The sequence below is a fragment of the Phormidium sp. FACHB-1136 genome (genome assembly GCF_014697375.1).
In the GTDB taxonomy this organism is placed as follows: domain Bacteria; phylum Cyanobacteriota; class Cyanobacteriia; order Phormidesmidales; family Phormidesmidaceae; genus Nodosilinea.
In genome coordinates this window covers 35,555-55,994 of record NZ_JACJRS010000001.1, presented here as the reverse complement: position 1 = coordinate 55,994, position 20,440 = coordinate 35,555, and the positions used below count along the sequence as shown (strand labels likewise).

Annotated in this window: 14 protein-coding genes and 1 riboswitch; of the genes, 6 read left to right on the top strand and 8 right to left on the bottom strand. The window is 59.5% G+C overall.

Annotated elements, in window-relative coordinates:
• Positions 1-5: 5 nt before the first annotated feature.
• From H6G62_RS00210 to H6G62_RS00200, 3 genes are all read right to left on the bottom strand, one after another.
• Entirely contained in the window at positions 6-1,346 is a 1,341-nt protein-coding gene (locus tag H6G62_RS00210) for a DUF3747 domain-containing protein (protein WP_190492097.1), read from the bottom strand.
• A 349-nt stretch (positions 1,347-1,695) separates the two neighbouring features.
• A complete protein-coding gene (locus H6G62_RS00205; RefSeq protein ID WP_190492096.1) occupies positions 1,696-3,870 on the bottom strand; it encodes a hypothetical protein in 2,175 nt (724 codons plus the stop codon).
• A 222-nt stretch (positions 3,871-4,092) separates the two neighbouring features.
• Positions 4,093-5,787, bottom strand: a complete 1,695-nt coding sequence (locus H6G62_RS00200) for a SulP family inorganic anion transporter (RefSeq protein WP_347239258.1) — start codon at positions 5,785-5,787, stop codon at positions 4,093-4,095.
• A 296-nt stretch (positions 5,788-6,083) separates the two neighbouring features.
• Positions 6,084-6,165, top strand: a riboswitch (Glutamine riboswitch).
• A 33-nt stretch (positions 6,166-6,198) separates the two neighbouring features.
• Between H6G62_RS00200 and H6G62_RS00195 the strand changes: the two genes are divergently transcribed.
• Positions 6,199-6,663, top strand: coding sequence for a DUF4278 domain-containing protein (locus H6G62_RS00195; protein ID WP_190492094.1), 465 nt, complete (start codon positions 6,199-6,201; stop codon positions 6,661-6,663).
• Between the two features lie 224 nt (positions 6,664-6,887).
• Here the strand turns inward: H6G62_RS00195 and hpxO are convergent, their stop codons facing one another.
• On the bottom strand, positions 6,888-8,051 hold the full coding sequence (gene hpxO / locus H6G62_RS00190; protein WP_190492093.1) for an FAD-dependent urate hydroxylase HpxO: 1,164 nt from the start codon (positions 8,049-8,051) through the stop codon (positions 6,888-6,890).
• 265 nt (positions 8,052-8,316) lie between these two features.
• Positions 8,317-10,080: a CocE/NonD family hydrolase gene (locus H6G62_RS00185; protein ID WP_190492092.1), complete on the bottom strand. Its 1,764-nt coding sequence runs from the start codon at positions 10,078-10,080 to the stop codon at positions 8,317-8,319.
• A gap of 194 nt (positions 10,081-10,274) precedes the next feature.
• Between H6G62_RS00185 and H6G62_RS00180 the strand changes: the two genes are divergently transcribed.
• A complete protein-coding gene (locus H6G62_RS00180) occupies positions 10,275-11,408 on the top strand; it encodes a SpoIIE family protein phosphatase (RefSeq protein WP_190492091.1) in 1,134 nt (377 codons plus the stop codon).
• 62 nt (positions 11,409-11,470) lie between these two features.
• Here H6G62_RS00180 and lpxD read toward each other — a convergent pair whose 3' ends face one another.
• From lpxD to rlmD, 3 genes are all read right to left on the bottom strand, one after another.
• Entirely contained in the window at positions 11,471-12,532 is a 1,062-nt protein-coding gene (lpxD, locus tag H6G62_RS00175) for a UDP-3-O-(3-hydroxymyristoyl)glucosamine N-acyltransferase (protein ID WP_190492090.1), read from the bottom strand.
• Between the two features lie 266 nt (positions 12,533-12,798).
• On the bottom strand, positions 12,799-13,431 hold the full coding sequence (locus H6G62_RS00170) for a hypothetical protein (RefSeq protein WP_190492089.1): 633 nt from the start codon (positions 13,429-13,431) through the stop codon (positions 12,799-12,801).
• An 18-nt stretch (positions 13,432-13,449) separates the two neighbouring features.
• Positions 13,450-14,817 (bottom strand): 23S rRNA (uracil(1939)-C(5))-methyltransferase RlmD, encoded by a 1,368-nt coding sequence (gene rlmD, locus H6G62_RS00165; RefSeq protein WP_190492088.1) that lies wholly within the window; start codon positions 14,815-14,817, stop codon positions 13,450-13,452.
• A gap of 235 nt (positions 14,818-15,052) precedes the next feature.
• On the opposite strand from rlmD, the gene H6G62_RS00160 reads away from it, so the two are divergent.
• The 4 genes from H6G62_RS00160 to hemE all read left to right on the top strand — a co-directional run bounded on the left by H6G62_RS00160 (position 15,053) and on the right by hemE (position 20,396).
• Positions 15,053-16,054, top strand: coding sequence for an XdhC/CoxI family protein (locus tag H6G62_RS00160; RefSeq protein WP_190492087.1), 1,002 nt, complete (start codon positions 15,053-15,055; stop codon positions 16,052-16,054).
• A 122-nt stretch (positions 16,055-16,176) separates the two neighbouring features.
• Complete coding sequence (gene cbiD / locus H6G62_RS00155) at positions 16,177-17,295, top strand: cobalt-precorrin-5B (C(1))-methyltransferase CbiD (protein ID WP_190492086.1); 1,119 nt, start codon at positions 16,177-16,179, stop codon at positions 17,293-17,295.
• Positions 17,296-17,495: 200 nt separating this feature from the next.
• Positions 17,496-19,109 (top strand): glutamine-hydrolyzing GMP synthase, encoded by a 1,614-nt coding sequence (gene guaA / locus H6G62_RS00150; RefSeq protein WP_347239257.1) that lies wholly within the window; start codon positions 17,496-17,498, stop codon positions 19,107-19,109.
• A gap of 225 nt (positions 19,110-19,334) precedes the next feature.
• Positions 19,335-20,396, top strand: coding sequence for a uroporphyrinogen decarboxylase (hemE, locus tag H6G62_RS00145; protein WP_190492085.1), 1,062 nt, complete (start codon positions 19,335-19,337; stop codon positions 20,394-20,396).
• Positions 20,397-20,440 lie beyond the last annotated feature (44 nt).

Sequence of the window (20,440 nt, the reverse complement as noted above, 5' to 3'; positions counted from 1 at the left end):
GCAGCCTACTGAGGGCGACCAGCGGGGCAATCGATGGCCCGCACCGACACCGCAGCGGTGTAATCCCGCAGGGCGTTGGCATTGGGGGCAAAGGCAGTACCCGTTTCATTGAGAGGGGTGGCAAGGGCGCAGAACCCGGCCATATCGCGAATCACCCGCTCGGCCCAGTGACCGCTGATGTCAGAGAAGACGGGCGGGTTGGGAACGTTGGGAACGATGCCGCGCTGCACCTGGCCCGACCCAGGGACAGGGGTGCCCGTCTCATCTGCCGCACCAACATCCACCCGCAGCAGCGCCAATTTGTGGCTCATGGCCATCAACTCGGCCCGTGATACGTTGTCGGTGGGGCGGAAGCGTCCGGTTCCGGCATCTCCGGTCACAATGCCCAACTGTTTAGCCTGCTGAATTTTCACCGCACTCCAGCGGTTGGCCGCTACGTCTGGGAAGGGCGCACCGAAGACAGCGGTGGGCAGTTCAGCAATCACGCTGGTCGGCAAGATGCGGGCCGCCGTTTCCATCATCACCGAAACCGCTTGCTCACGGGTGAGGGGGCTGGTGGGCTGGAAGCGACCATCGGGGAAGCCCGACATGGTGCCTAGTTCCGCTGCCCGCGCAATTTCATTGGCATAGCGGTTGCCGCGAATGTCGGTGAAGGGTAGCGTAACGGTTGGCGGGGGCGTCACCGGAGGCGTTACCGTGCCACCGCCCGTTTCACCCTCCATCAGTTGGGCCAGGGTGAGGTCGTTGGTGAAATAGACCAGGTGAGAACTGACAATCTGCCCCTCAAAGGTGCGCTTGGTGAGCGACCAACCCGGATTCAGGTGAATTTGGGTGAACCCAGTGGAGCTAACGCCCCCTGTGCGGCCAATGGTCACCCGGTCGCGGGAGGTGGTGCTAGGGGCAAATTGCAGCAGCAGATCCCCATTGCGGTTGTTGACCTCAAAGCGGGCTCCGTTGACATCCTGCCCCGCCAGCCGCACCGCATAGCCATTGCTGTCGCGCTGCAAACGGCACACCCCCGTAAAGTCAAAGGTGTTCCAGAGGGCGTTAATTTCCGTAGGCCGTGCATTGGCGTTGGGAATGCTCCAGCAGGCCCGGTTGTTGGAGATTTGCTCGACGATGATCAAGCGGTAGGGCTGGGACACACTACCCGGAGCCGCCACTACTAAAAAGTTGGCCTCGTTAACGGGAGTATTGCCGAAGGTCTGGGCTAGGAGATTCCCCATCGATGGCCCCATCGGCTGCATGGTGGGTTGGGAGGTGGCCATCCCTGGCCCCATGCCACCCAAAATGCCTAAGGTTGCTGCCGTGAGGGCAGCGGCACGAAGTGTTGTCAATCGGTTCATGTCACCCGTCCTAAAATTGTGATGTGGTGAAAGTTGTCGCCTGAGTAGGGCATAAAATTGGCATCCTGGCATCCCTAGACGGCAACGGTCGCCGTTTTGAGCCAAAGACCAGAACGACTCATAGACTCCCTAACGCTGCAACTCAAGGGCTATGGCGAGCAAAAACTGCTGGCCAAATCCACAGATTGACCTTAGCCAAGGGGGCGTTGTAGCGAGCAGGGCCGGAAAGCCGAAATTATTGTAGGGTCTTCGTTGCAACTAGGCGTCAAGATCGCAAGGTTTTCTAAGGATTCGTTGCAATGCAGGGTGAATTTGTTGCATTACACAACCGTTACCTTGGCCCGGTACGCTAAAAATCTAGATCATCGGGTTCCGGTGTGGTCAGCCCCGCTGGCACAATGGATCGGCGCACGGTGGCCTTATAGCTTTCCTGCTGAGTGATCATATCCACCGCGATGGATTCAAACTCTGCCTCCAGACAGCCCAGGGGTACCATCACTTGGATCGATCCCTCCAGTTGACCGTGGCCATTGGGGCGGAGGTTCATCACCTGGCGCGGCTCATCCACCAGGCTGCGGGTTTGGGGATCGGTGATCCAAACCTTCAGGTATAGCCGATTGGGATGGAAGGGAACCCGCAGGGTCAGCAGCACCGTCTCCCCAGCCGTCAGATCGCCGCTGGGCACCTCCAAGTCCGGAATCGGCGGTGCCAGCGGTTCCGCCGTCGTCTCCTCCGATCCCTGTGCCCCATCCATCGCCGCCGTAGGAGACAGCCGCCCTCTCAAGGTTTCATCCTCGTCTTCGTAAATCACCACCTCCCCGGCAAAGGGGCCGAGTTCCGTGCCTTGGACGGTATCCGCTAGGGTGGCATCGGTGGCACTAGGGGCGGCGACACGATGGGGATCGGTGCCCTGGGCGTTGCGCCGCTGCATCGATTCCTGCTGAATCGACACCGCCATCTCGTTGAGACGTGACCAAAACCGATCTTGCAGCTTCAGATCCCGAAACCCTGCGGCTTCGTGGGAGGGCAGCAATGGCACCGCCGATTTGCCCTGGGAGGATTTTGGGGCAGGGTTGGTCGCAGGCGGGGGGGACAGGGGCGGCAAACTCAGGGCCGGACGAGGCGATTCTGGGGAATCAGGGGATGAACCCGGCGGCACGTCCTCCATCGGCGGCGCAGGGGGCACCGTCTGCGGCCTCTCCTCCGGGCGATTCTCCCCTTCATCAGGCGCATCTGGTTGCCTTGGTGATGGGGCTGACTCCGATGACGGGATTGAGTCTGCGCTTAACCCAGACAGAGGCCTGGGCTGGGAGCGACGGATAGTCGTCCCAAAGGGCGGCAGGGTGGGCTGTTTGGCACTGGCCTCATGGGGGGAGGGTTCGTAAAGTTTGGGCGGTAGCCTAAAGCCATCGCGGGGCAGGGTAAACCCAGGCATCGACCGGGGTGGCCCCTGGGGCAAATCCAACGGACGACTGGGGATGGTTTCTTCCCTGGGCTCACCGGACACGGTCTGCCCCGCCCCACTCCCTCCGGCAAAATCGAGAATGTAGTCGGTTTCGGCCTCGGCCTGGTTGGCAATCGTATCAAACAGGGCCGCTAGATCCACGGTGAGGGTAAACCGTTGCAGGGCCAGCACCACCACCGTCGTGGCCGTAGCCTGTACCAGGGCCAATTCCCCCAGCAGCAGCCGCGTCTGCAACCCGTTAGGAACCGTCAGCGCTAGGTGGATATCCGTTGGCAGGGTCGCCGATCCCACAGAAAACGGAGTCAGCGCCACCGCCGTTGCCGTTTGAGGATCCACCAGCCGCACCACCAACGCCATGCCCGCACAGGGTTCCCCCGCCTTGGTGCCCGTGATGTGGCCCGTTAGGTCAACCTCGGCCCCTTCCTGGCCCAGCAGCGCCGTTTGGGTCAGGTGAAGGCGGTGCAGCCACCCTTGCAGGGCATCCCCCGTCGCCAGATCCGACTGAGCCTCATCCAGGGCAGCGGCAGTGCGATCTAGGTCAATCGGGGGACGGGCGATCTGGGGTGTCGATCCCGTGGGAATGTTGACGGGTGGAGGGCTCGACGCCATAGCCGCCGTGGCAACGTCGTCTTCAGGGGGCAACGTCCACACCTCGTCATCCCCTACTCCCGGCGGCAAGACCTGAAGTTGCACACTATAGGCCCAAGCCAGATCAGGAGCAGGAACGGCAGCGTCGGCAGGAGGACTTTGATCGGCAGCCTCCACCTCCGTCGGCACACTGGAACAGCGAATATCCCAAGTGCCCGCCTGAAGTCGTGTAAAGGGAATCACCACCATCAAGCCATCGGCATTGGTTTGGCCCTGGCGTTTAAAACTGCGTCGTTTGGGTGGGTCTTGATCCAACAACCGCTGACTAATCTGCACTCGTACCGGGGTATGGGCCGCGCTGGTGTGGGCCATGATGCGATAGCGGCCCTCCAAAATTTCCATCTGCGCCGTATCCAGGGGCAACCAATGGTTATCCCCCTCCTGTTGCAGTAGAAATTCCCAATACTCCATACCCTAACCCTTGGCGGAGAGAAGCCTGACGATGCTTTAGGATATCTGGTTTTTTATCATCTGGGCCGCTGGTGGCGAGCAATCACCCACCCCCTGGTGTCTATTGTAAGGGAAAGGAAACCTCGCCCCTACGGTTGGTGGGTCGGGCAGGGAGTTGGGGGCTTCCAAGGCGGATTGGTATGAGCGGTTGACCGCACGATCCATGGCCAAGACCGGAGGTGGCTAAACCAGAGCTTTGGGGGTCAGGGTCGCCAGGGCCGCTTGTAGGGCCTGCATTCGATTATCCACGTGGTAAATCGCTGGGGGGGGTGTGCTGTCCGAGGGCTGACGCTGGCGCACAAAGCGGTCGAGTTCAAGGGTGGCGAGGCGATCCTTCACCTGGCCCGGTTTAACGACAATCCACACCTGACGATCCCGCTTGATGGAGTCTTGCACGATGGATTCAATCGCTAGGGCGGCGGTCACACCAAGGGTGGGCACGTCACCCAAATCCAACACCAGGGCTTGGTAGTTTTTGACGAAGGAGAGGCGACGGGAAATGCTTTTGGCCGCCCCAAAGCTCATCGGCCCCCCCAGTTGAAACAGCAAAATATCGCCCCTAGACTGAGCCAGAATTTCTTTTTCTTGGGGGGATAGGTCGGTGTCGTCGGTGTCGTCGGTGATGGCTTTGATGCGGCTGCTTTGCACATCGGTGAGGCGCTTGATGGTGAGCACATTGGCCACAAAGGCCCCCACCAGCACCGCTGTAATCAGGTCAATAAACACCGTCAGAAACAGCACCAGGTACATAATTCCGGTGCCCTTGAGAGAGATGCGGGGCGCTCGTTTAATAAAGCCCCAGTCTAAAATATCAACGCCCACCTTCAGCAGCAGCCCCGCCAGCACGGCATTGGGAATTTGGGCCGTCAGTGGCCCAGCCCAAAACAGCACCAGCAGCAGCACCAGGGCATGGATTATCCCAGAGAGCGGCGTTTTGCCTCCCGCCTGCACATTCACCACGGTACGCATGGTGGCCCCGGCACCGGGCAACCCGCCAAACAGGCCCGACACCAGATTGCCAATGCCCTGGCCGATCAGTTCCTTGTCAGAATCGTGCTGGGTGCGGGAAATGCTGTCCGCCACCAGGGAGGTGAGCAGGGAATCAATCGCCCCCAAGACCCCCAGCATCAGCCCGTAGCGCAGCATGTCATCCAGTTCGCGCAGGGTAAAGGTCGGGAACTTGAGGCTGGGAAATCCGGTGGGAATCTCGCCAATGCGAGGTAAATCCGCCTGCCCAAAGGCTACCACCGACAACAGCGTTGCCACCACCAAGGCCACCAGCGGCGCGGGTAGGACTCGGTTTAGCCGGGGTGGGATGGCAAACACAATGGCCAGGGTGAGCAGGCCCAAACCCAGGGCTACTCCGTTCGGCTGGCTCAGAAATTCGGGCAATTGCTGGAGGGTACCAATCACCCCACCGGAGGCTTCGTGGCCCAGTAGCGGCGGCAGTTGCAGCAAAATGATGATCACCCCAATGCCGGACATAAAACCAGAAATCACCGTGTAGGGCAACAGGGTGATGTATTGCCCCAGCCGCATGAGGCCAAAGAGAATTTGCAGCACCCCACCGATCATCACCACCGTAAAGGCCATGGCCAGCCCGGTATCGGGGTAGCGGGCCACTAGGCTAGTGACGACGGTGGTAATCACCACGGTCATGGGGCCAGTGGGGCCAGAGATTTGGGTGGGGGTGCCCCCAAACAGGGCCGCAAAAAAACCAGTAAAAATCGCGCCGTAGAGTCCGGCAGTGGCCCCCGCCCCAGAGGACACCCCAAAGGCCAAGGCCAGAGGCAGGGCCACAATGGCCGCCGTAATGCCGCCAAACAAGTCCCCCCGCCAGTGGCGTAGGGTTAGGGAATTCATTAGGGGGATAGACACGGCAAACGCCTGGAATGATAAAGGGCAATGGATCACACCGTAATCCATTGCCCCAACTTGGCCGATTTTCGATCTAGAAAATTAAGGTTGATCAGGGATGAGGAGATCCGGAGAGATCCTGCAAAGTCCCTCTCCCAGATTGGACTACTAATAAGTACACAGATCTCGTTGCCACTGGCAAAAGGCTGGGAGATCCCCCTTGTCGTCTTTGGCTTAACCTGAACGCAGGTTATGTAGATTTGTCAAAAAAACAGATTCAGTTAAAACCGTAGCCTATGATACAGACATAGACAGAAATCGTTCATCTCTTCTGCCTGGTTATCTACACGTCAAGCCAGTGAAGAGACGGAAGTAGGGATCTTCCCGAAGGAACGCGCCTCTAAACGCCATTCGCTTCTAGGAGGCGACACCATGAAATTGACCTATCGCGGCGTCAGCTACGACTATACTCCCAACCCCATGCCCAAGATGGGGGAGACCTTTGATACCGGAACCTATCGTGGGGCAGCGGTGGCCTTTCGTGCCGTGGCCGAGCCCCCTGCCCAACCTGCGTCTGACCTCACCTGGCGGGGTGTGCCTTACCACACGGGTACAACGACTCCCGTGGCAGCACCGGAAACTGTGGTGGTAGCACCCGCCGTGGTAGCACCCGTGGCCATGGCTGATGTCGGTGCCAGCGGTATTCCTGAACTGGCCCGGAACCTGTTTATTCGTCGTCACCAGCGTAGCCGCAAGCGCGAACAGGGCATGATGGTGCGTCTCGCCGCTGAAGTCGGTCTGCCGATGGATGAAGCCATCCAGTACGAAAGCCACATTCAAGGCAAGCGCCCCCACGATTTTGCCGCCTACGACCGTAGCAGCACCGCTATGAGCTAACGGTCTTTGGCCCTTAGCGCCCTTCCTCAACGCCCATGCTTTTACGAGCGTGGGCGTTTTTTGGGTGTCTGGTGGCTGAATCGATGGCCTAGAAATAGCCTAGGGCTATACCAAAACCAAGTTAGAAAACCCCGATTCCTAACCGCACAAACGTTAGGGGCAAAATCTCCTCGCCCGCTAGATGTCGGGGGTGGACGGGTCGGATTTGGTATAAGCCGCAGGCATCAGCCCATCGGCCCGGTTAGAATCACCTTGGCCAGAGCATTAATCACCGATTCGGGTGGTTCTTGCTTGAGATCGCGATACCACTGCTGGGTGGCAGAGGGTTCGTGGCCATAGATCACGCTGCTGCGCTTGCGGGCCTTCAGAATCAGATCGGCGGTGCGGTCTTTGCGGGCCTTTTCGTAGCGGTGGAGGGCATCGGGCACACTGATATTGGTGGTAAGGAGGTAGCGGGTGAGCACCTCAGCACCTTCAATGGCCTGACAGCCCCCCTGGCCGAGGGTTGGGGTGGTGGCGTGGGCCGAATCTCCCAGTAGGGCAATGCGCCCCCGCACCAGGCGCTCTAGGGGGTCGATGTCGCCAATTTCCAGGCGGTTGGTGGTGGTGGGGTCGATGGCGTCGATCAACCCTTGCACAGCGGTGGGCCAGCCTTTGAAAATGTCGGCTAGTTCGTCGCGGCGATGGGCCGGATCAACCTGGGTGCCCTCCACCATAGGCGCACCAAAGAAGAAATAGAAGCGGTCGCCACCCACGGGCATCATGGAGGCGCGTTTGCTCTCGCCCACGTAGATCACCCAACGATCCTTAGCGCAGAGGGACGGATCAGCAGGAATGAGGCCGTTCCAGTTCACATAGCGGGCATAACGACGGGATACCGACCGTCCCAGCACATGGGCGCGTACGGCGGAGTGAACGCCATCAGCCCCAATCACTAAATCTCCGGTGGCTCGGTGGCCGTTTTCAAAAATGGCGGTGGCAGATTGGTCGTCCTGCTCCACCGCCACACAGGGCATCCTCAGATGGACATGTTCGGGGCCAAATTCCTCTAAGAGCATGGCTTGGAGGTCGGCCCTGGCCACGGGGTAGGGCCGCTGTCCCACCTGCTCAAACAGGGGATGGAGATCCACATAGCTGAGTTGTTCATCGGTGTGGCTGCGGTATTCCATGGCGTTCATTTCGCCGCCAATGGCCGCCAGCTTTTCGCCCAAGCCTAAGCGGTTCAGAACCTTCACCCCATTTGACCACAGGGAAATCCCCGCTCCAGCAGGGCGCAGCTCCGTCACCCGATCATACACCTCGACCTGGTAACCCGCCTGTTTCATGGCAATGCCTGTGGTTAACCCGCCAATTCCGGCTCCCACAATGACCACTTTCAACTTGTACATCTAAGCCTCTCCTAACCGTGATATATCCGCACTGAAGACCGTGCTGGCGCTGTTTCGACGTACCAAGCCCATTGTATACAATTCAGTGTGTGCCCTAGCACTCGTGTGTGCGCTGGCCTCCAACCCCCGGTTCACCTGAAATGATTGGCCAATCGTTGGCTAATCATTGGCTCTGTGTTCTTCCATCCAATCGTTACCCACTAGGGTAGTCGGCATCCGCTAGGGTAGGAAAGCCACTCGAGAGTTTCTGCGATATTTCCTTGGGCTATGGCACCACAGGCCCAATCGGCAAATGGAGACAGGAAGCCGTTCCCTGTCCATGCCACAGGGCCAGGGTGATGAGGCGATGGTCGATTTGGGGCACAGGGTTGCCGTTGGCCCCGGTGCCACTGTTGACCGGATAAGCGGGGAAGGCAGCGGTGGCGAGGCTCAGGCGGAGGGCGTGGCCCTGGGGCAGGGTGAAATGGGTGGGTTGCAAGGGTAGCGTAACCGGATGGGGAGCCTTACTTCCCAGAGGCGCAGGGAGATCGGAAAGGTCAAATCGACCGTAGCCCTGGGTCAGGTTAAAGACTCGGCCATCGGGATAGACCTCGGACAATACAGCGCTGATATCCACACTGGGAGCATCGGCAGTGAGGTATAGGGTAAGGCTAGGGGTTCCGGCAACCTGAAGCGGTGCGGTGAGGGGCGGGGTGCTGTAGGTCAACACATCGCTGCGACCATCGATAGCGGCACGATCAAAGCTGCCGGAGGGCACACCGCTGTGGCCACCTAGAGAGGGGACGGGTCGCCAGGGGTCATGGACAATCACGTCGTAGCCCGGATCTAGGGGGGCGGCATCGGGCCACAGGTGGCCATCGTCGGGGCGCATTCCCGCCAGTCCGGTGCTGGTCAACAAGTAGGGGGTGGGGGCGGGCTGGGGCCAATGGGGCCAGTCTTGCCAGCGGTTTGTGCCCATATCAAACAGGCGCACGGAGGCTGTTTGACCAAAGCCCTCATCTCGACCTTTCAAAAACTGGTTAAACCAGCGCAATTGCAGCCGATCCACTGGATTTTCTGCCGCTGGCCCAAAGTCCCTCATCCCCACCCGACGGCTCCAGGGCAGGTGCCCCCAGGGGCCAATCCACAGGTGTTGGTGGGCGTTCTGTTGGGCGTTACCTTGGGCCTGCATGTGCTGATACAAACGCAGGGTGCCGCGCAGGTAGGGATCGAACCAGCCACCAATGTGTAGCATGGGCAAATCCACCCCGGTCAAATCGGGCTGAAGGGATTGCCAGTAGGCATCGGGGTGGGGATGGTTGCGCCAGTCGTGGAAGAAGGAATCTGGAGCGAGATCGTGCAGCAGGGCGGGGTCGGCGGGCACAGGCCCATCCAGGGGTAGGTGGTGTCCGGCTTGGTAGAGGGCTTGGTAGGCGGCGGCATCGCCAGACCGTCGGGCGGTTTCTGCGGCCAGTTGAAAAGCCCAGCCCAGCCCAGCCTGCAACAGCAACGCCCCATTTTCGTAGGCCCAGTCGGCATAAAGGTCGTAGCCCACCATGGCGGGGGCCAACACCTTCAGCGGTTCTGGGCGGTGGGTGGCCGCGTAGAGTTGGGTCATGCCCTGGTAGGAAAAGCCATACATGCCCACCTCACCACTGCTTTTTGGCAGATTGGCCACCCATTCCACCGTGGCAGCACCATCCTCAGCCTCGTGCTCAAATAGGCGAAAGTCGCCGCTGGAACTTCCCCGCCCCCGCACGTCCTGGATAACCACAATGTAGCCATGGCTGGCGTACCAAGTGGGATGGGCATAAACCACCGTGGAGGCAATGGATCGCCCGTAGGGTTGCCGCATTAGCAGAACAGGAAACGGCCCTGGCCCATCGGGGTAGTAGACATCGGCGTCTAGGGTGATGGGGGGAGGGGAGAGGGGAGAGGGGAGAGGGGAGAGTCGGGAGTCGGGAGTTGGGAGTGAGGAGGGGGCCAGTGGAGGTGCCCCTGGCAGGGTGAGGGAGAGGACTTGCTTTGGACAAACAGCGTATGGCCCCATGGTTAGCGATTGAAATGTTACAAGGGCTTCGGTCAAGGCCACCCGGATCTAAGGCAAGAATGAGGGATAGACTGTGAAAGATGCCTGAATGATGCGAGTAGCGCAGTAAACCTAAACTGTATCCCCCGCCGTTCTACCCTCGTCCTGCTTGGCCGCGTTCTTCTGCCGCCCCAGGGTGTAGCCCTAGAGAGCCTATGACCGATATTTTGATCATTGAACACGATGTTGACACCGAGCAGTTCTTGGTCAACGCCTTGGTGGCCCAGGGATACAAGGTCACGACAGCACGCAATGGCAAAGAGGGGCTGGCTCTGGCGGAGAAGCTACTCCCCGGCGTGATCATCTGCGACTGGAATATTCCAGGGGAAATCGACGGGCTGACCTTTTGCTACAGCCTCAAGCGTCATCCTACCCTTTATATTGCTTCGTTACTATTGCTTACCTCCCGCTACAGCAGCGCTGACCGAGTCACTGGGTTAGAAATGGGGGCCGACGATTTACTATCCAAGCCCGTAGACATTAACGAGCTCAATGCCCGTGTGCGGGCCGGACTGCGGCTCTACCAACTCACCCAAGACCTGCGCCAGCAAACCCAGAGAATGGAGGCCGAACTCGCTGAGGCCGAAAGCTACGTGCGCTCGTTGCTGCCCCCCGACCAAACCGGAAAAATTCCCGTTCAGGCGCGCTTTTGTCCCTCCCAACAGCTCGGTGGCGACTGCTACGACTACTACTGGCTCGATCCAGATTACCTAGTCATGTACCTGCTGGATGTCTCTGGCCATGGGTTGGGGTCGGCCCTGCTGTCTACCTCCGTGCTGAACGTGCTGCGGGCTCAATCCTTGCCAGATGTCAGCTTCTATCGTCCCGAAAAAGTACTCCGTGCCCTCAACGAAACCTTTCCCATGGGCGATCAAAACCAGAAGTACTTCACCATTTGGTACGGTGTGCTGAACTGCGTCAACCGCCAACTGCTCTATGCCAGCGCGGGGCATCCCCCGGCGGTGATGATCTCCGTGGGCGACGACGGCACTGTAAGCACCCTGCGCCTCCGCACCCCTGGAATGCCCATTGGCATGATGCCCGACGCCAAATATAAGTGGCAGCGCTGCCAAGTGCCCCCCAACAGCAGCCTGTACCTCTTTAGCGATGGCCTCTACGAGGTGCTGCAAAACAACGACCAATACCTGGGCCTTGATGCCTTTATTGACCTGCTCACCGTCGCTCGCCGCGAAAAAAGTGTGGACTACATTCTGCAATCGGTGATGCACCGCCAAGTCAACGCGACCGCCAGCGACGATATGTCGCTGATGATGATTCACATTGATTAATCGTTGCTGATAGGTGGCCCATAGATGGGCGATGGGGATAGTCGCCTCAATGGCGTGGCAATCTACTGAGGAGGCTTGGAATTCGCGGCCTCAAAGGCCCGTTGCAGCTTTTGCAGAGATTTGTACATTTCTGGTAGGCGGCGATAGATGGCGGACGCCTTGAGGAACACCTTGTGGGGCAGGGCGGGAATACCCGTCACAATTTCCCCTGGTTCAATGTCGTTGTGGATGCCCGCCTTGGCGGTGGCGATGGCCCCATCGCCGATGGTGGCTTGGTTGGCGATGCCCACCTGTCCGGCCAAAATCACTCGATTGCCGACCTTCACACCCCCGGCCATGCCCACCTGGGAGGCCATCACCACGGCCTCGCCCACCTGGCAACCGTGGGCAATTTGAATTAGGTTATCCAGCTTGGTGCCGCGCCCGATGCGGGTGACGCCCACGGCAGGACGGTCGATGCAGGTGTTGCCGCCGATGCGGACGCCGTCCTCAATCACCACGTAGCCGGATTGCTCCATTTTTTCCCAGCCCTCGGCGGTGGGCACAAAGCCAAAGCCCTCGGCCCCAATTACCGCACCGCTGTGTATGGTACAGTCGGCCCCGATTTGGCTGCGTTCTTGAATCGTGCAGTTGGCATGAAGGACGGTGCGATCCCCCACCCGCACCCCTGGGTAAATCACCACGTTGGGATGGATGCACACGTCGTTCCCCAGGTGAACGCCCGCCGAAATCACCACATTGGCCCCGATGGAAACGTTCTCGCCGTAGGTGGCGCTGGGGTCGATCACTGCGCTGGGGTGAATGCCGGGAGCGGGGCGATAGGGCTGATAGAACAGGGCAATGGCACGGGCAAAGGCCAGACGCGGATCGGCAGTGCTAATCCAGGCGATGCCCCGCTCGGTGGCCTGGGCTTGGAGGGCTTCGTTTTGGGGCAAAATCAGGGCGCTGGCCCCGGTAGTGGCCACAAACTGGGCAAATTTGTCCCCTTCGATGTAGCTCAGCGTTCCGGCAACGGCCTCATCCACAGCGGCGACCCCGGCAATGTCGGGATCGTGACTGGGGTTGGCTTCTAGGCTGGTGGCGGCGGCAATCCGAATGTTTTCGGCGATGGTGCTGAGCTTCATAGGAATTTGGGAAGGAACAACCTAATTTCGACAGGGAAACGAGCAAATCCCACGTCTTTTAATCGTGATGTGTAGCGCTGAAGATAGGTAAATAGCGTACCTTGAGGCGTGCATCTTCGACGAGGAGGGCGTAGGAGGCTAGTGGTTTGTCAGGGTTATTTTAGGGTTGCAGATATCCGCAAAGTCCTTCGACAAGCTCAGGACGACCGTAAACGACACGTTCGGGCTGAGCCTGTCGAAGCCCTAAGCTTAGTCTTGACACTGCACTAGGTTCGTTGGCTTTGGAACTGTACCCATACAAATCTTCCTTTTGGGAACTTAATGCGCTTGAAACCTTTGTAGCTATCAGCATCGTATAGGGTTGCCCTACCGTCGCCGTTAAGCTTCCAGATGAAATTCACAATCTGGGTGTAGCTGATTCGGCCATAGAGGTCTTCTGCTATCAATGCCTCAAGCAAGATTCTGTTGTTACCGTGATGCGATGCCGCCCAGTTTATCAGGTCATCCGGCGTTTCTATAGCTGGGCCGACCGGGGGCATCTGGGCCGCGCAGGTCAGCCATTGGCGGATAGTCTCAGAGGGCGATTGACCATGGCGATCAGATTCCTTGAGTAGGGCCGCATCATCGTCTGGGTGCAGTTGGGTAGATATTTGGTTGGAAATCTTCAGGGGACGAGTGACGAGCTTGCCCCCGACCGTGCGAATCTCAGTCCCGACCGGGATTGGTTGGATGATGTCTCGATACTCTGCGCCATCCAGGTGCCAGCTACGGGCAAGGCGGTAGGCGGCTTCTCCTGGCTTTTCGAGCGGCAGGCAGGCTTTCAGAAAGGCATCGTATTGTGGGTCACTCATGGCACACCACTGCTGGCGCGGCGAACGCTCGAATATACCCTTGAGCATGGGCAACTCCTTTGAAAATTACGCCACTAAAAAGGCGACGCATTCCACATGGGGGGTTTGGGGGAAGAAGTCGGCGGGTTGGGCCTGGGTAAGCGTATAGCCGCCTTCTTCACGGAGGATTTTGAGGTCGCGGGCGAGGGTGGCGGGGTCGCAGCTCATGTAGACGATGCGGGGGGGCTTGAGGGCTATCAGGGCATCGAGGACAGCTCGGTCACAGCCCTTGCGGGGAGGATCGAGCACCACAATGTCCAGCGGGTCGGCCAGATTTTCGGCGGCGGTGATCAGGGTTTCGCCCACGTCGCCAGCCCGAAATTCCACATTGTCGATGCCGTTGAGGCCCGCATTGGCCAGGGCTTGTTCGACGGCCTCGGTCTGCACCTCTAGGCCCACGCAGCGTTTGGCCACCTTGGCGAGGGGCAGCGTTAGAGTGCCCACACCGCAGTAGGCATCAATAATGGTTTCGGTTCCGGCCAGCTTCAGTTCGTTCAAGATGACCTGAAGGATGCCCTCCGCCTGTTCGGTGTTGACCTGGAAAAAGGTAGTGGCGTGGATGCGGAAACGCAGGTCGGCAAAGACTTCTTCGATGTAGGGCACGCCGTCGATGACCAGGGTTTCGGCCCCAAAGATGGCGTTGGTTTTGTCGGGGTTGAGGTTAACGCACACCCCCACCAGGTCGGGGTAGCGCTCCATCCATTCCTGGGCCTGGAGTTCGATGTCCTTCAAATTGGGAGCCGTAGAAACCAGGGTGAGCAACATCTGCCCCGTGCGCCGCCCCACCCGCAGACCCAAATGGCGCAGTCGGCCCTGGTGGCGGTCTTCGTTGTAGATCGACCAGCCCCGTTCTTTGATGTCCTTCTTGATCTCCGCCAGTAGGGGGTTCAGCCGTTCATCCTGCACCGGGCACTGGTTGAGGTTCACCAGCTTGTGGCTGCCTTTGCGGAAATAGCCCGCCTTCACGTTACCCTCCGGCGAACGGGCCAGGGGATAGGTGGCTTTGTTGCGGTAGCCCAGGGGCGCTTCGGTGCCCAGAATCGGCAGCACATTGGGAGCATCAAACTTGCCAATGCGAACCAGGGCATCAGTTACCTGCTGCTGTTTGGCGGCAAGCTGGGCCTCGTAGCTGACGGTTTGCCACTGGCAGCCGCCGCACTTATCCGCCACAATGCAGGCCGCCCGCACCCGATCCGGCGAGGGACTAATCAACTGCTTCACCTGCCCCCGTGCAAAGGTGGGCTTGGCCTGTACCAGCCGCACCCGCACCTCATCCCCTGGCACCGTGTCGGGCACAAACACCACCCGCTCTTGCCAGCGCCCCAGCCCATCGCCGCTGCTGGTGAGATCGGTAATGGTTAAATCCAACGTATCGCCCTGTCGCCACCCGTCCATGCCGTTGTCCTATTCGTCTATTGGCCTATCACCAAACGTGCCTATCGACTGTAGCAACCTGGGGGCCACATAGGGGCATAAATGTCGATTTGTGGAGGACGGATCGGCCCATAGGTTCCGTCGGAGGAGTCTCCCCCCCTGCCGTTGGGGTGGTTAGAGGTTGGCTGTAGGCGGTGTAACGGTTGATTTTAGGTAGATTGCTGTAGATTAAGGACACATCTGAGCGCTTGCGGCGATGATCACCTGCTTTCAACAATTGGCTCAGGCGTTGACCTATGGCCCTGCCGTCCTGGCAACCGTCGTCAGCGTGCGCGGGTCTGTGCCTCGCGAGGTGGGGGCGCGGCTGGTGGTGGATGCCCAGGGCCAAGCCTTTAACACCATCGGCGGCGGTGCGGGGGAGGCCAAGGTGCTGGCCCAGGCCCAGGTCGTGCTGCAAACGGGCGAGCCCCAGCGGGTAGACATTGACCTGACGGGCGCACCGAATCGCACGACCCAGGGGGTTTGTGGCGGGTTCATGCAGGTGTGGCTAGAGCGCTGGCAGGGAGAGGAGGCCCTAGCGCTGGCGACAACCCTTGTGCAGCGGCTTCAGGCAGGGCAAGCCGTCACCTTGGTGACGCCCCTAGATGGCAACGCAGCACCCTACCTCAGCGAAACGCCCGTCAACCTTGACCCTGCCGCTGCCTTTGTAGATACCCTGCAACCGCCGCCCCTGCTGCTGATTGTGGGGGCAGGCCATGTGGGGGTGCAACTGGCCAAGGTGGCCTACCTTGCCGGGTTTGCCATTGCCGTGCAAGACGACCGCCCCGACTGGGCCAACGAGCGGCTCTATCCCCAGGCCCTCTATCGGCTGGCGCAACCGATTGAGCCTGCCCTGGCCACCCTAGCCAAGCACCAAAACCTGTACGCCGCCTTGGTTACACGCGGTTATACCTACGACCTAGAAGCCCTCACTCAGCTTGTGCGCCGCCCCATCCCCTGCACCTACATCGGCATGATCGGCAGCGAAAAGCGCGTCCGCCAGGTCTACCAAACCCTCGAACAATCGGGCCTGCCCCGTGCTAGTTTTGCAAATATCTATGGCCCCATTGGCCTCGACATCGAAGCCCTCACCCCAGAAGAAATTGCCGTCAGCATCACGGCTGAGTTGATTATGGTGCGCCGAGGCGGCACCGGACGGCCCCTGTCTGAACGCATACGACAACAGATAACCTCCGCATCCCCTAGCCACATACCATAGGAAGCATGGATGCAGACCCCAGAAGAACCACCCAGAAGGACTATATCGCTTCACCTTCGATTGCTGCCCTCTAGAGGTGCAACCAGGGTGGCTAAAGTTAAGGTAATGAAGGCCGAAAAACGTTGAGCAACCTCCTTCCTCGTTCTGGTTACACGCTGCCCGTTTTTGCCTGTGCTGGGGCGGTGGCGGCGCTGCGGCGGTTGATTGCCCCCACGGATTCCCCCTCGGCGGTGACGCTAGATTTGGTGCAGCCCGCCCAGGAAGCCGAGATTCCCATTGCCCAGTTGGCCCCCCTGCCCGATGGGTCGGTGTTGGCCATCACCCACAGCGATCCGGGGGATAACCTCGACCTGACCCGCCATACGCCCCTGTGGTCGGTGGTGGCCTGGGGAGAGGCTGACCAGACCGACGTGATTCACCTCGAAGGCGGCGAGGGCATCGGTCGCCAGGTGAACCAGGGCGATGCTCCGGCCATCTATCGCTACGCCAAAACAGTGATCACCCATAATCTGACGCCGTTGATCCCCGACGGGAAAACCCTGCGGGTGACGATTATTTTGCCGGAGGGTCGGGCCTTGGCGGAGCGCACCTCCAATGCGGCCTTTGGGGTGGTGGAGGGGCTGTCATTGCTGGGCACCTCTGGGATTTCAGAACCGTTGAGTGCGCCGGGACAGTTGGAACAGTCGCGGGAATGGTTACGAGACAAAGCCGATCAGCATCGCCACCTGGTGTTTTGTGTGGGGGAAAACGGGCTGGATTTGGCTGTCAAGCTGGGGATGAATCCTGATTGTCGGGTGAAAACCGCCAACTGGCTGGGGCCGCTGCTGGTGGAGGCGGGGCAGTTGGCCGTGGAAGGTGTGCTGCTGCTGGGCTACCACGGCAAGTTAATTAAGCTAGCGGGGGGCATTTTTCACACCCATCACCATGTGGCCGATGGGCGACAGGAAATTTTAGCGGCCCACTGCGCGGCGGCGGGGGTGCCGTTGGCCATCACCCAGGCGATTTTTCATGCAGAAACCGTGGAAGCGGGGCTGACCCTCCTGCGGGATCACGATCAGGCCTTGGCCGCTCAGGTGTATCAGGGTTTGGCAGAACGGATTGACGCACGGGCATCGGCCTACGTCAACGCCCACACGGGGCAAGGGCTGAGGGTGGGGGCCATGCTGTTCAACCGTCAGCGCCAGATTGTTGCCACCAGCACCATTGGGCAGGCGTTATTTCAGCAAGTTTTGTTAGACTGAGAGGATTATTTTTTACCAATCTCCCTTTACATCCTTCGCTTGCTGCGGATTACATTCCTCAGCTTGCGCCTTGAAATCCTTGGCTTGATTGCTTCGCTGTTAGGACGTTGGCACCTGAAAATCCCCCTCACTTTGCCCCTGCGCCCTTGAGCTTTGGCCCTTTCGTCACCCCCGTCGTCAACCTACAGGATTAACACCCCGTGACCCTTCAAACCGACTCTACCACCCGCCTCGACGATGCCTCTCTGCCAGAGGTGAACCGCCAAATGCTGGTGATTTTGGACTTTGGCTCCCAATATTCTGAGCTAATTGCCCGCCGCATCCGCGAAACCGAGGTGTATTCTGAGGTGCTCTCCTACCGCACCACCGCCGAACAACTCAAGCAGCTCAACCCCAAGGGCATCATCCTGTCCGGTGGCCCCAGTTCGGTGTATGACACCGGAGCGCCCCACTGCGACCCTGCCATTTGGGAACTGGGCATCCCTGTGTTGGGCGTGTGCTATGGGATGCAGCTCATGGTGCAGCAATTGGGTGGACAGGTGGAACGGGCGGAGCGAGGCGAGTACGGCAAGGCGGGCCTGTTCATCGACGACCCCACCGACCTGCTCACCAACGTGGAAGACAACACCACCATGTGGATGAGCCACGGCGACTCGGTCACCCAGCTACCGAACGGCTTTGAAGTCCTCGCCCACACCGACAACACCTCCTGCGCCGCCATTGCCGACCACCAGCGCAAGCTCTACGGTGTGCAGTTCCACCCGGAGGTGGTGCATTCCCTCGGCGGCATTGCCCTGATTCGCAACTTTGTCTATCACATTTGCGGTTGCCACCCCACCTGGACAACGGAAGCCTTTGTGGAAGAGGCGATTCGGGAAGTCCGGGCGCGAGTGGGCGATAAGCGGGTGCTGCTGGCCCTCTCCGGCGGGGTGGATTCCTCCACCCTAGCCTTTTTGCTCCACGAGGCCATTGGGGATCAACTCACCTGTATGTTCATCGACCAGGGCTTTATGCGCAAGGGCGAACCGGAGCGCCTGGTGAAGCTGTTCCAGGAGCAGTTCCACATTCCCGTGGAACACATCAAGGCACGGGAACGGTTCCTCAATATTGTGCAGGGTGTCACCGATCCCGAAGAAAAACGCAAGCGCATCGGCCACGAATTCATCCGCGTGTTTGAGGAAGAATCTAACCGCCTCGGCCCCTTCGACTACCTAGCCCAGGGCACGCTCTATCCCGACGTGATCGAATCCGCCGATACCAATGTAGACCCCAAAACCGGGGAGCGGGTGGCGGTGAAGATCAAGAGCCACCACAACGTCGGTGGTCTGCCGAAGGATCTTCAGTTCAAGCTGGTGGAACCCCTGCGGAAACTGTTCAAAGATGAAGTCCGCAAAGTCGGTCGCAACATTGGCCTACCGGAAGAAATTGTCCGCCGACACCCCTTCCCTGGCCCCGGTTTGGCCATTCGCATCATCGGCGAAATCACCGAAGAGCGGCTGGAAATCCTCCGCAACGCCGACTTTGTGGTGCGGGATGAGATCAGCAAACAGGGGATGTACCACGACTTCTGGCAGGCCTTTGCGGTGTTGCTGCCCGTCCGCAGCGTCGGGGTAATGGGCGACCAACGCACCTACGCCTACCCAATTGTGCTGCGCCTGGTCAGCAGCGAAGACGGCATGACCGCCGACTGGTCGCGGGTGCCCTACGACCTGCTAGAAACCATCTCCAACCGCATCGTCAACGAAGTGGAAGGCGTTAACCGGGTGGTGTACGACATCACCTCCAAGCCGCCTGGAACCATCGAGTGGGAATAGGGCTGACACCCGTTGAGCAGGCAAGGGGCTTAAGCCCCTTGTTTTGATCTGGGCAGGTAATTGGAGGCGGAAGCGGGCTAAGAATATGTATAAATGTAACAACCAAATTCGCTGAAACCCTCGCCCTATGGAAGGGCATCGCAGAATGATAAGCTAGCCTTTGCGCTTAAAATCGCCTTTGCAAATCCCCCTTGTAAACCGTTCTTGTAAATTGGTGACGCTTCAATGACCGCAGCGAATCAGGTACCTTTATTGCTCCGCGCCGCCCGCCACGAAGTGCTGGATCGTCCCCCCGTGTGGATGATGCGTCAGGCAGGGCGCTATATGAAGGTATACCGTGACCTGCGCGATAAGTATCCCTCCTTCCGGGAGCGCTCGGAGAACGCCGATCTGGCTATTGAAATTTCCCTTCAGCCTTGGCGCGCCTTCCGTCCCGATGGCGTGATCATGTTCTCGGATATTTTGACGCCGCTGCCGGGGATGGGCATTCCCTTCGACATCATCGAGAGCAAAGGCCCGATCATCGACCCGCCCATCCGCACCCAGGCCCAAATCGATGCGGTGCATGAGCTAGACCCCGAAACCGCCCTGCCCTACATTCGCACCATTCTGCAAACCCTGCGCCAGGAAGTGGGCAACGCCGCCGCTGTGCTGGGCTTTGTGGGATCGCCTTGGACGCTGGCCGCCTACGCGGTGGAAGGCAAGACCTCCAAGAGCTACACCAACATCAAGGGCATGGCCTTCAGCGAACCCGCCATGCTGCACACCCTGCTGGGCAAACTGGCTGACAACATCGCCACCTACGTGCGCTACCAGATCGACTGTGGTGCCCAGGTGGTGCAGCTTTTTGATTCCTGGGCCGGACAGCTCAGCCCCATGGACTACCGCACCTTCGCCCTGCCCTACCAGCAGCGGGTGGTGCAGCAGGTGAAGCAAACCCACCCCGACACCCCTCTGATTCTCTACATCAGCGGCAGCGCTGGCATTTTTGACCTGATGGGCGAGTCCGGCGTGGACATCGTCAGCGTGGATTGGACGGTGGACATGGCCGAAGCCCGTCGCCGCCTTGGCCCCAAGATCGCGGTGCAGGGTAATGTTGACCCAGCGATTCTGTTTGGCTCCAAGGAACTCATCCGCGAGCGCATCCTCGACACCATCAAGAAAGCCGGAAATCGCGGCCATATCCTCAACCTGGGCCACGGCATTCTCCCCGGTACCCCCGAAGAAAACGCCGCCTACTTCTTTGAAACCGCCAAAAACGTAGACAAACTCCTGGCAACGGTCTAGACGGTAGGGGCGAGGTCTCCTCGCCCACGCAACTCAGAGGCAAG

What these genes read in the sequence shown, in the direction of transcription:
- H6G62_RS00210 (WP_190492097.1), bottom strand. Translation starts at nt 1,346, where the DNA reads ATGAACCGATTGACAACACTTCGTGCCGCTGCCCTCACGGCAGCAACC.
- H6G62_RS00205 (WP_190492096.1), bottom strand. Translation starts at nt 3,870, where the DNA reads ATGGAGTATTGGGAATTTCTACTGCAACAGGAGGGGGATAACCATTGG.
- H6G62_RS00195 (WP_190492094.1), top strand. Translation starts at nt 6,199, where the DNA reads ATGAAATTGACCTATCGCGGCGTCAGCTACGACTATACTCCCAACCCC.
- hpxO (WP_190492093.1), bottom strand. Translation starts at nt 8,051, where the DNA reads ATGTACAAGTTGAAAGTGGTCATTGTGGGAGCCGGAATTGGCGGGTTA.
- H6G62_RS00185 (WP_190492092.1), bottom strand. Translation starts at nt 10,080, where the DNA reads ATGGGGCCATACGCTGTTTGTCCAAAGCAAGTCCTCTCCCTCACCCTG.
- H6G62_RS00180 (WP_190492091.1), top strand. Translation starts at nt 10,275, where the DNA reads ATGACCGATATTTTGATCATTGAACACGATGTTGACACCGAGCAGTTC.
- lpxD (WP_190492090.1), bottom strand. Translation starts at nt 12,532, where the DNA reads ATGAAGCTCAGCACCATCGCCGAAAACATTCGGATTGCCGCCGCCACC.
- H6G62_RS00170 (WP_190492089.1), bottom strand. Translation starts at nt 13,431, where the DNA reads ATGCTCAAGGGTATATTCGAGCGTTCGCCGCGCCAGCAGTGGTGTGCC.
- rlmD (WP_190492088.1), bottom strand. Translation starts at nt 14,817, where the DNA reads ATGGACGGGTGGCGACAGGGCGATACGTTGGATTTAACCATTACCGAT.
- H6G62_RS00160 (WP_190492087.1), top strand. Translation starts at nt 15,053, where the DNA reads ATGATCACCTGCTTTCAACAATTGGCTCAGGCGTTGACCTATGGCCCT.
- hemE (WP_190492085.1), top strand. Translation starts at nt 19,335, where the DNA reads ATGACCGCAGCGAATCAGGTACCTTTATTGCTCCGCGCCGCCCGCCAC.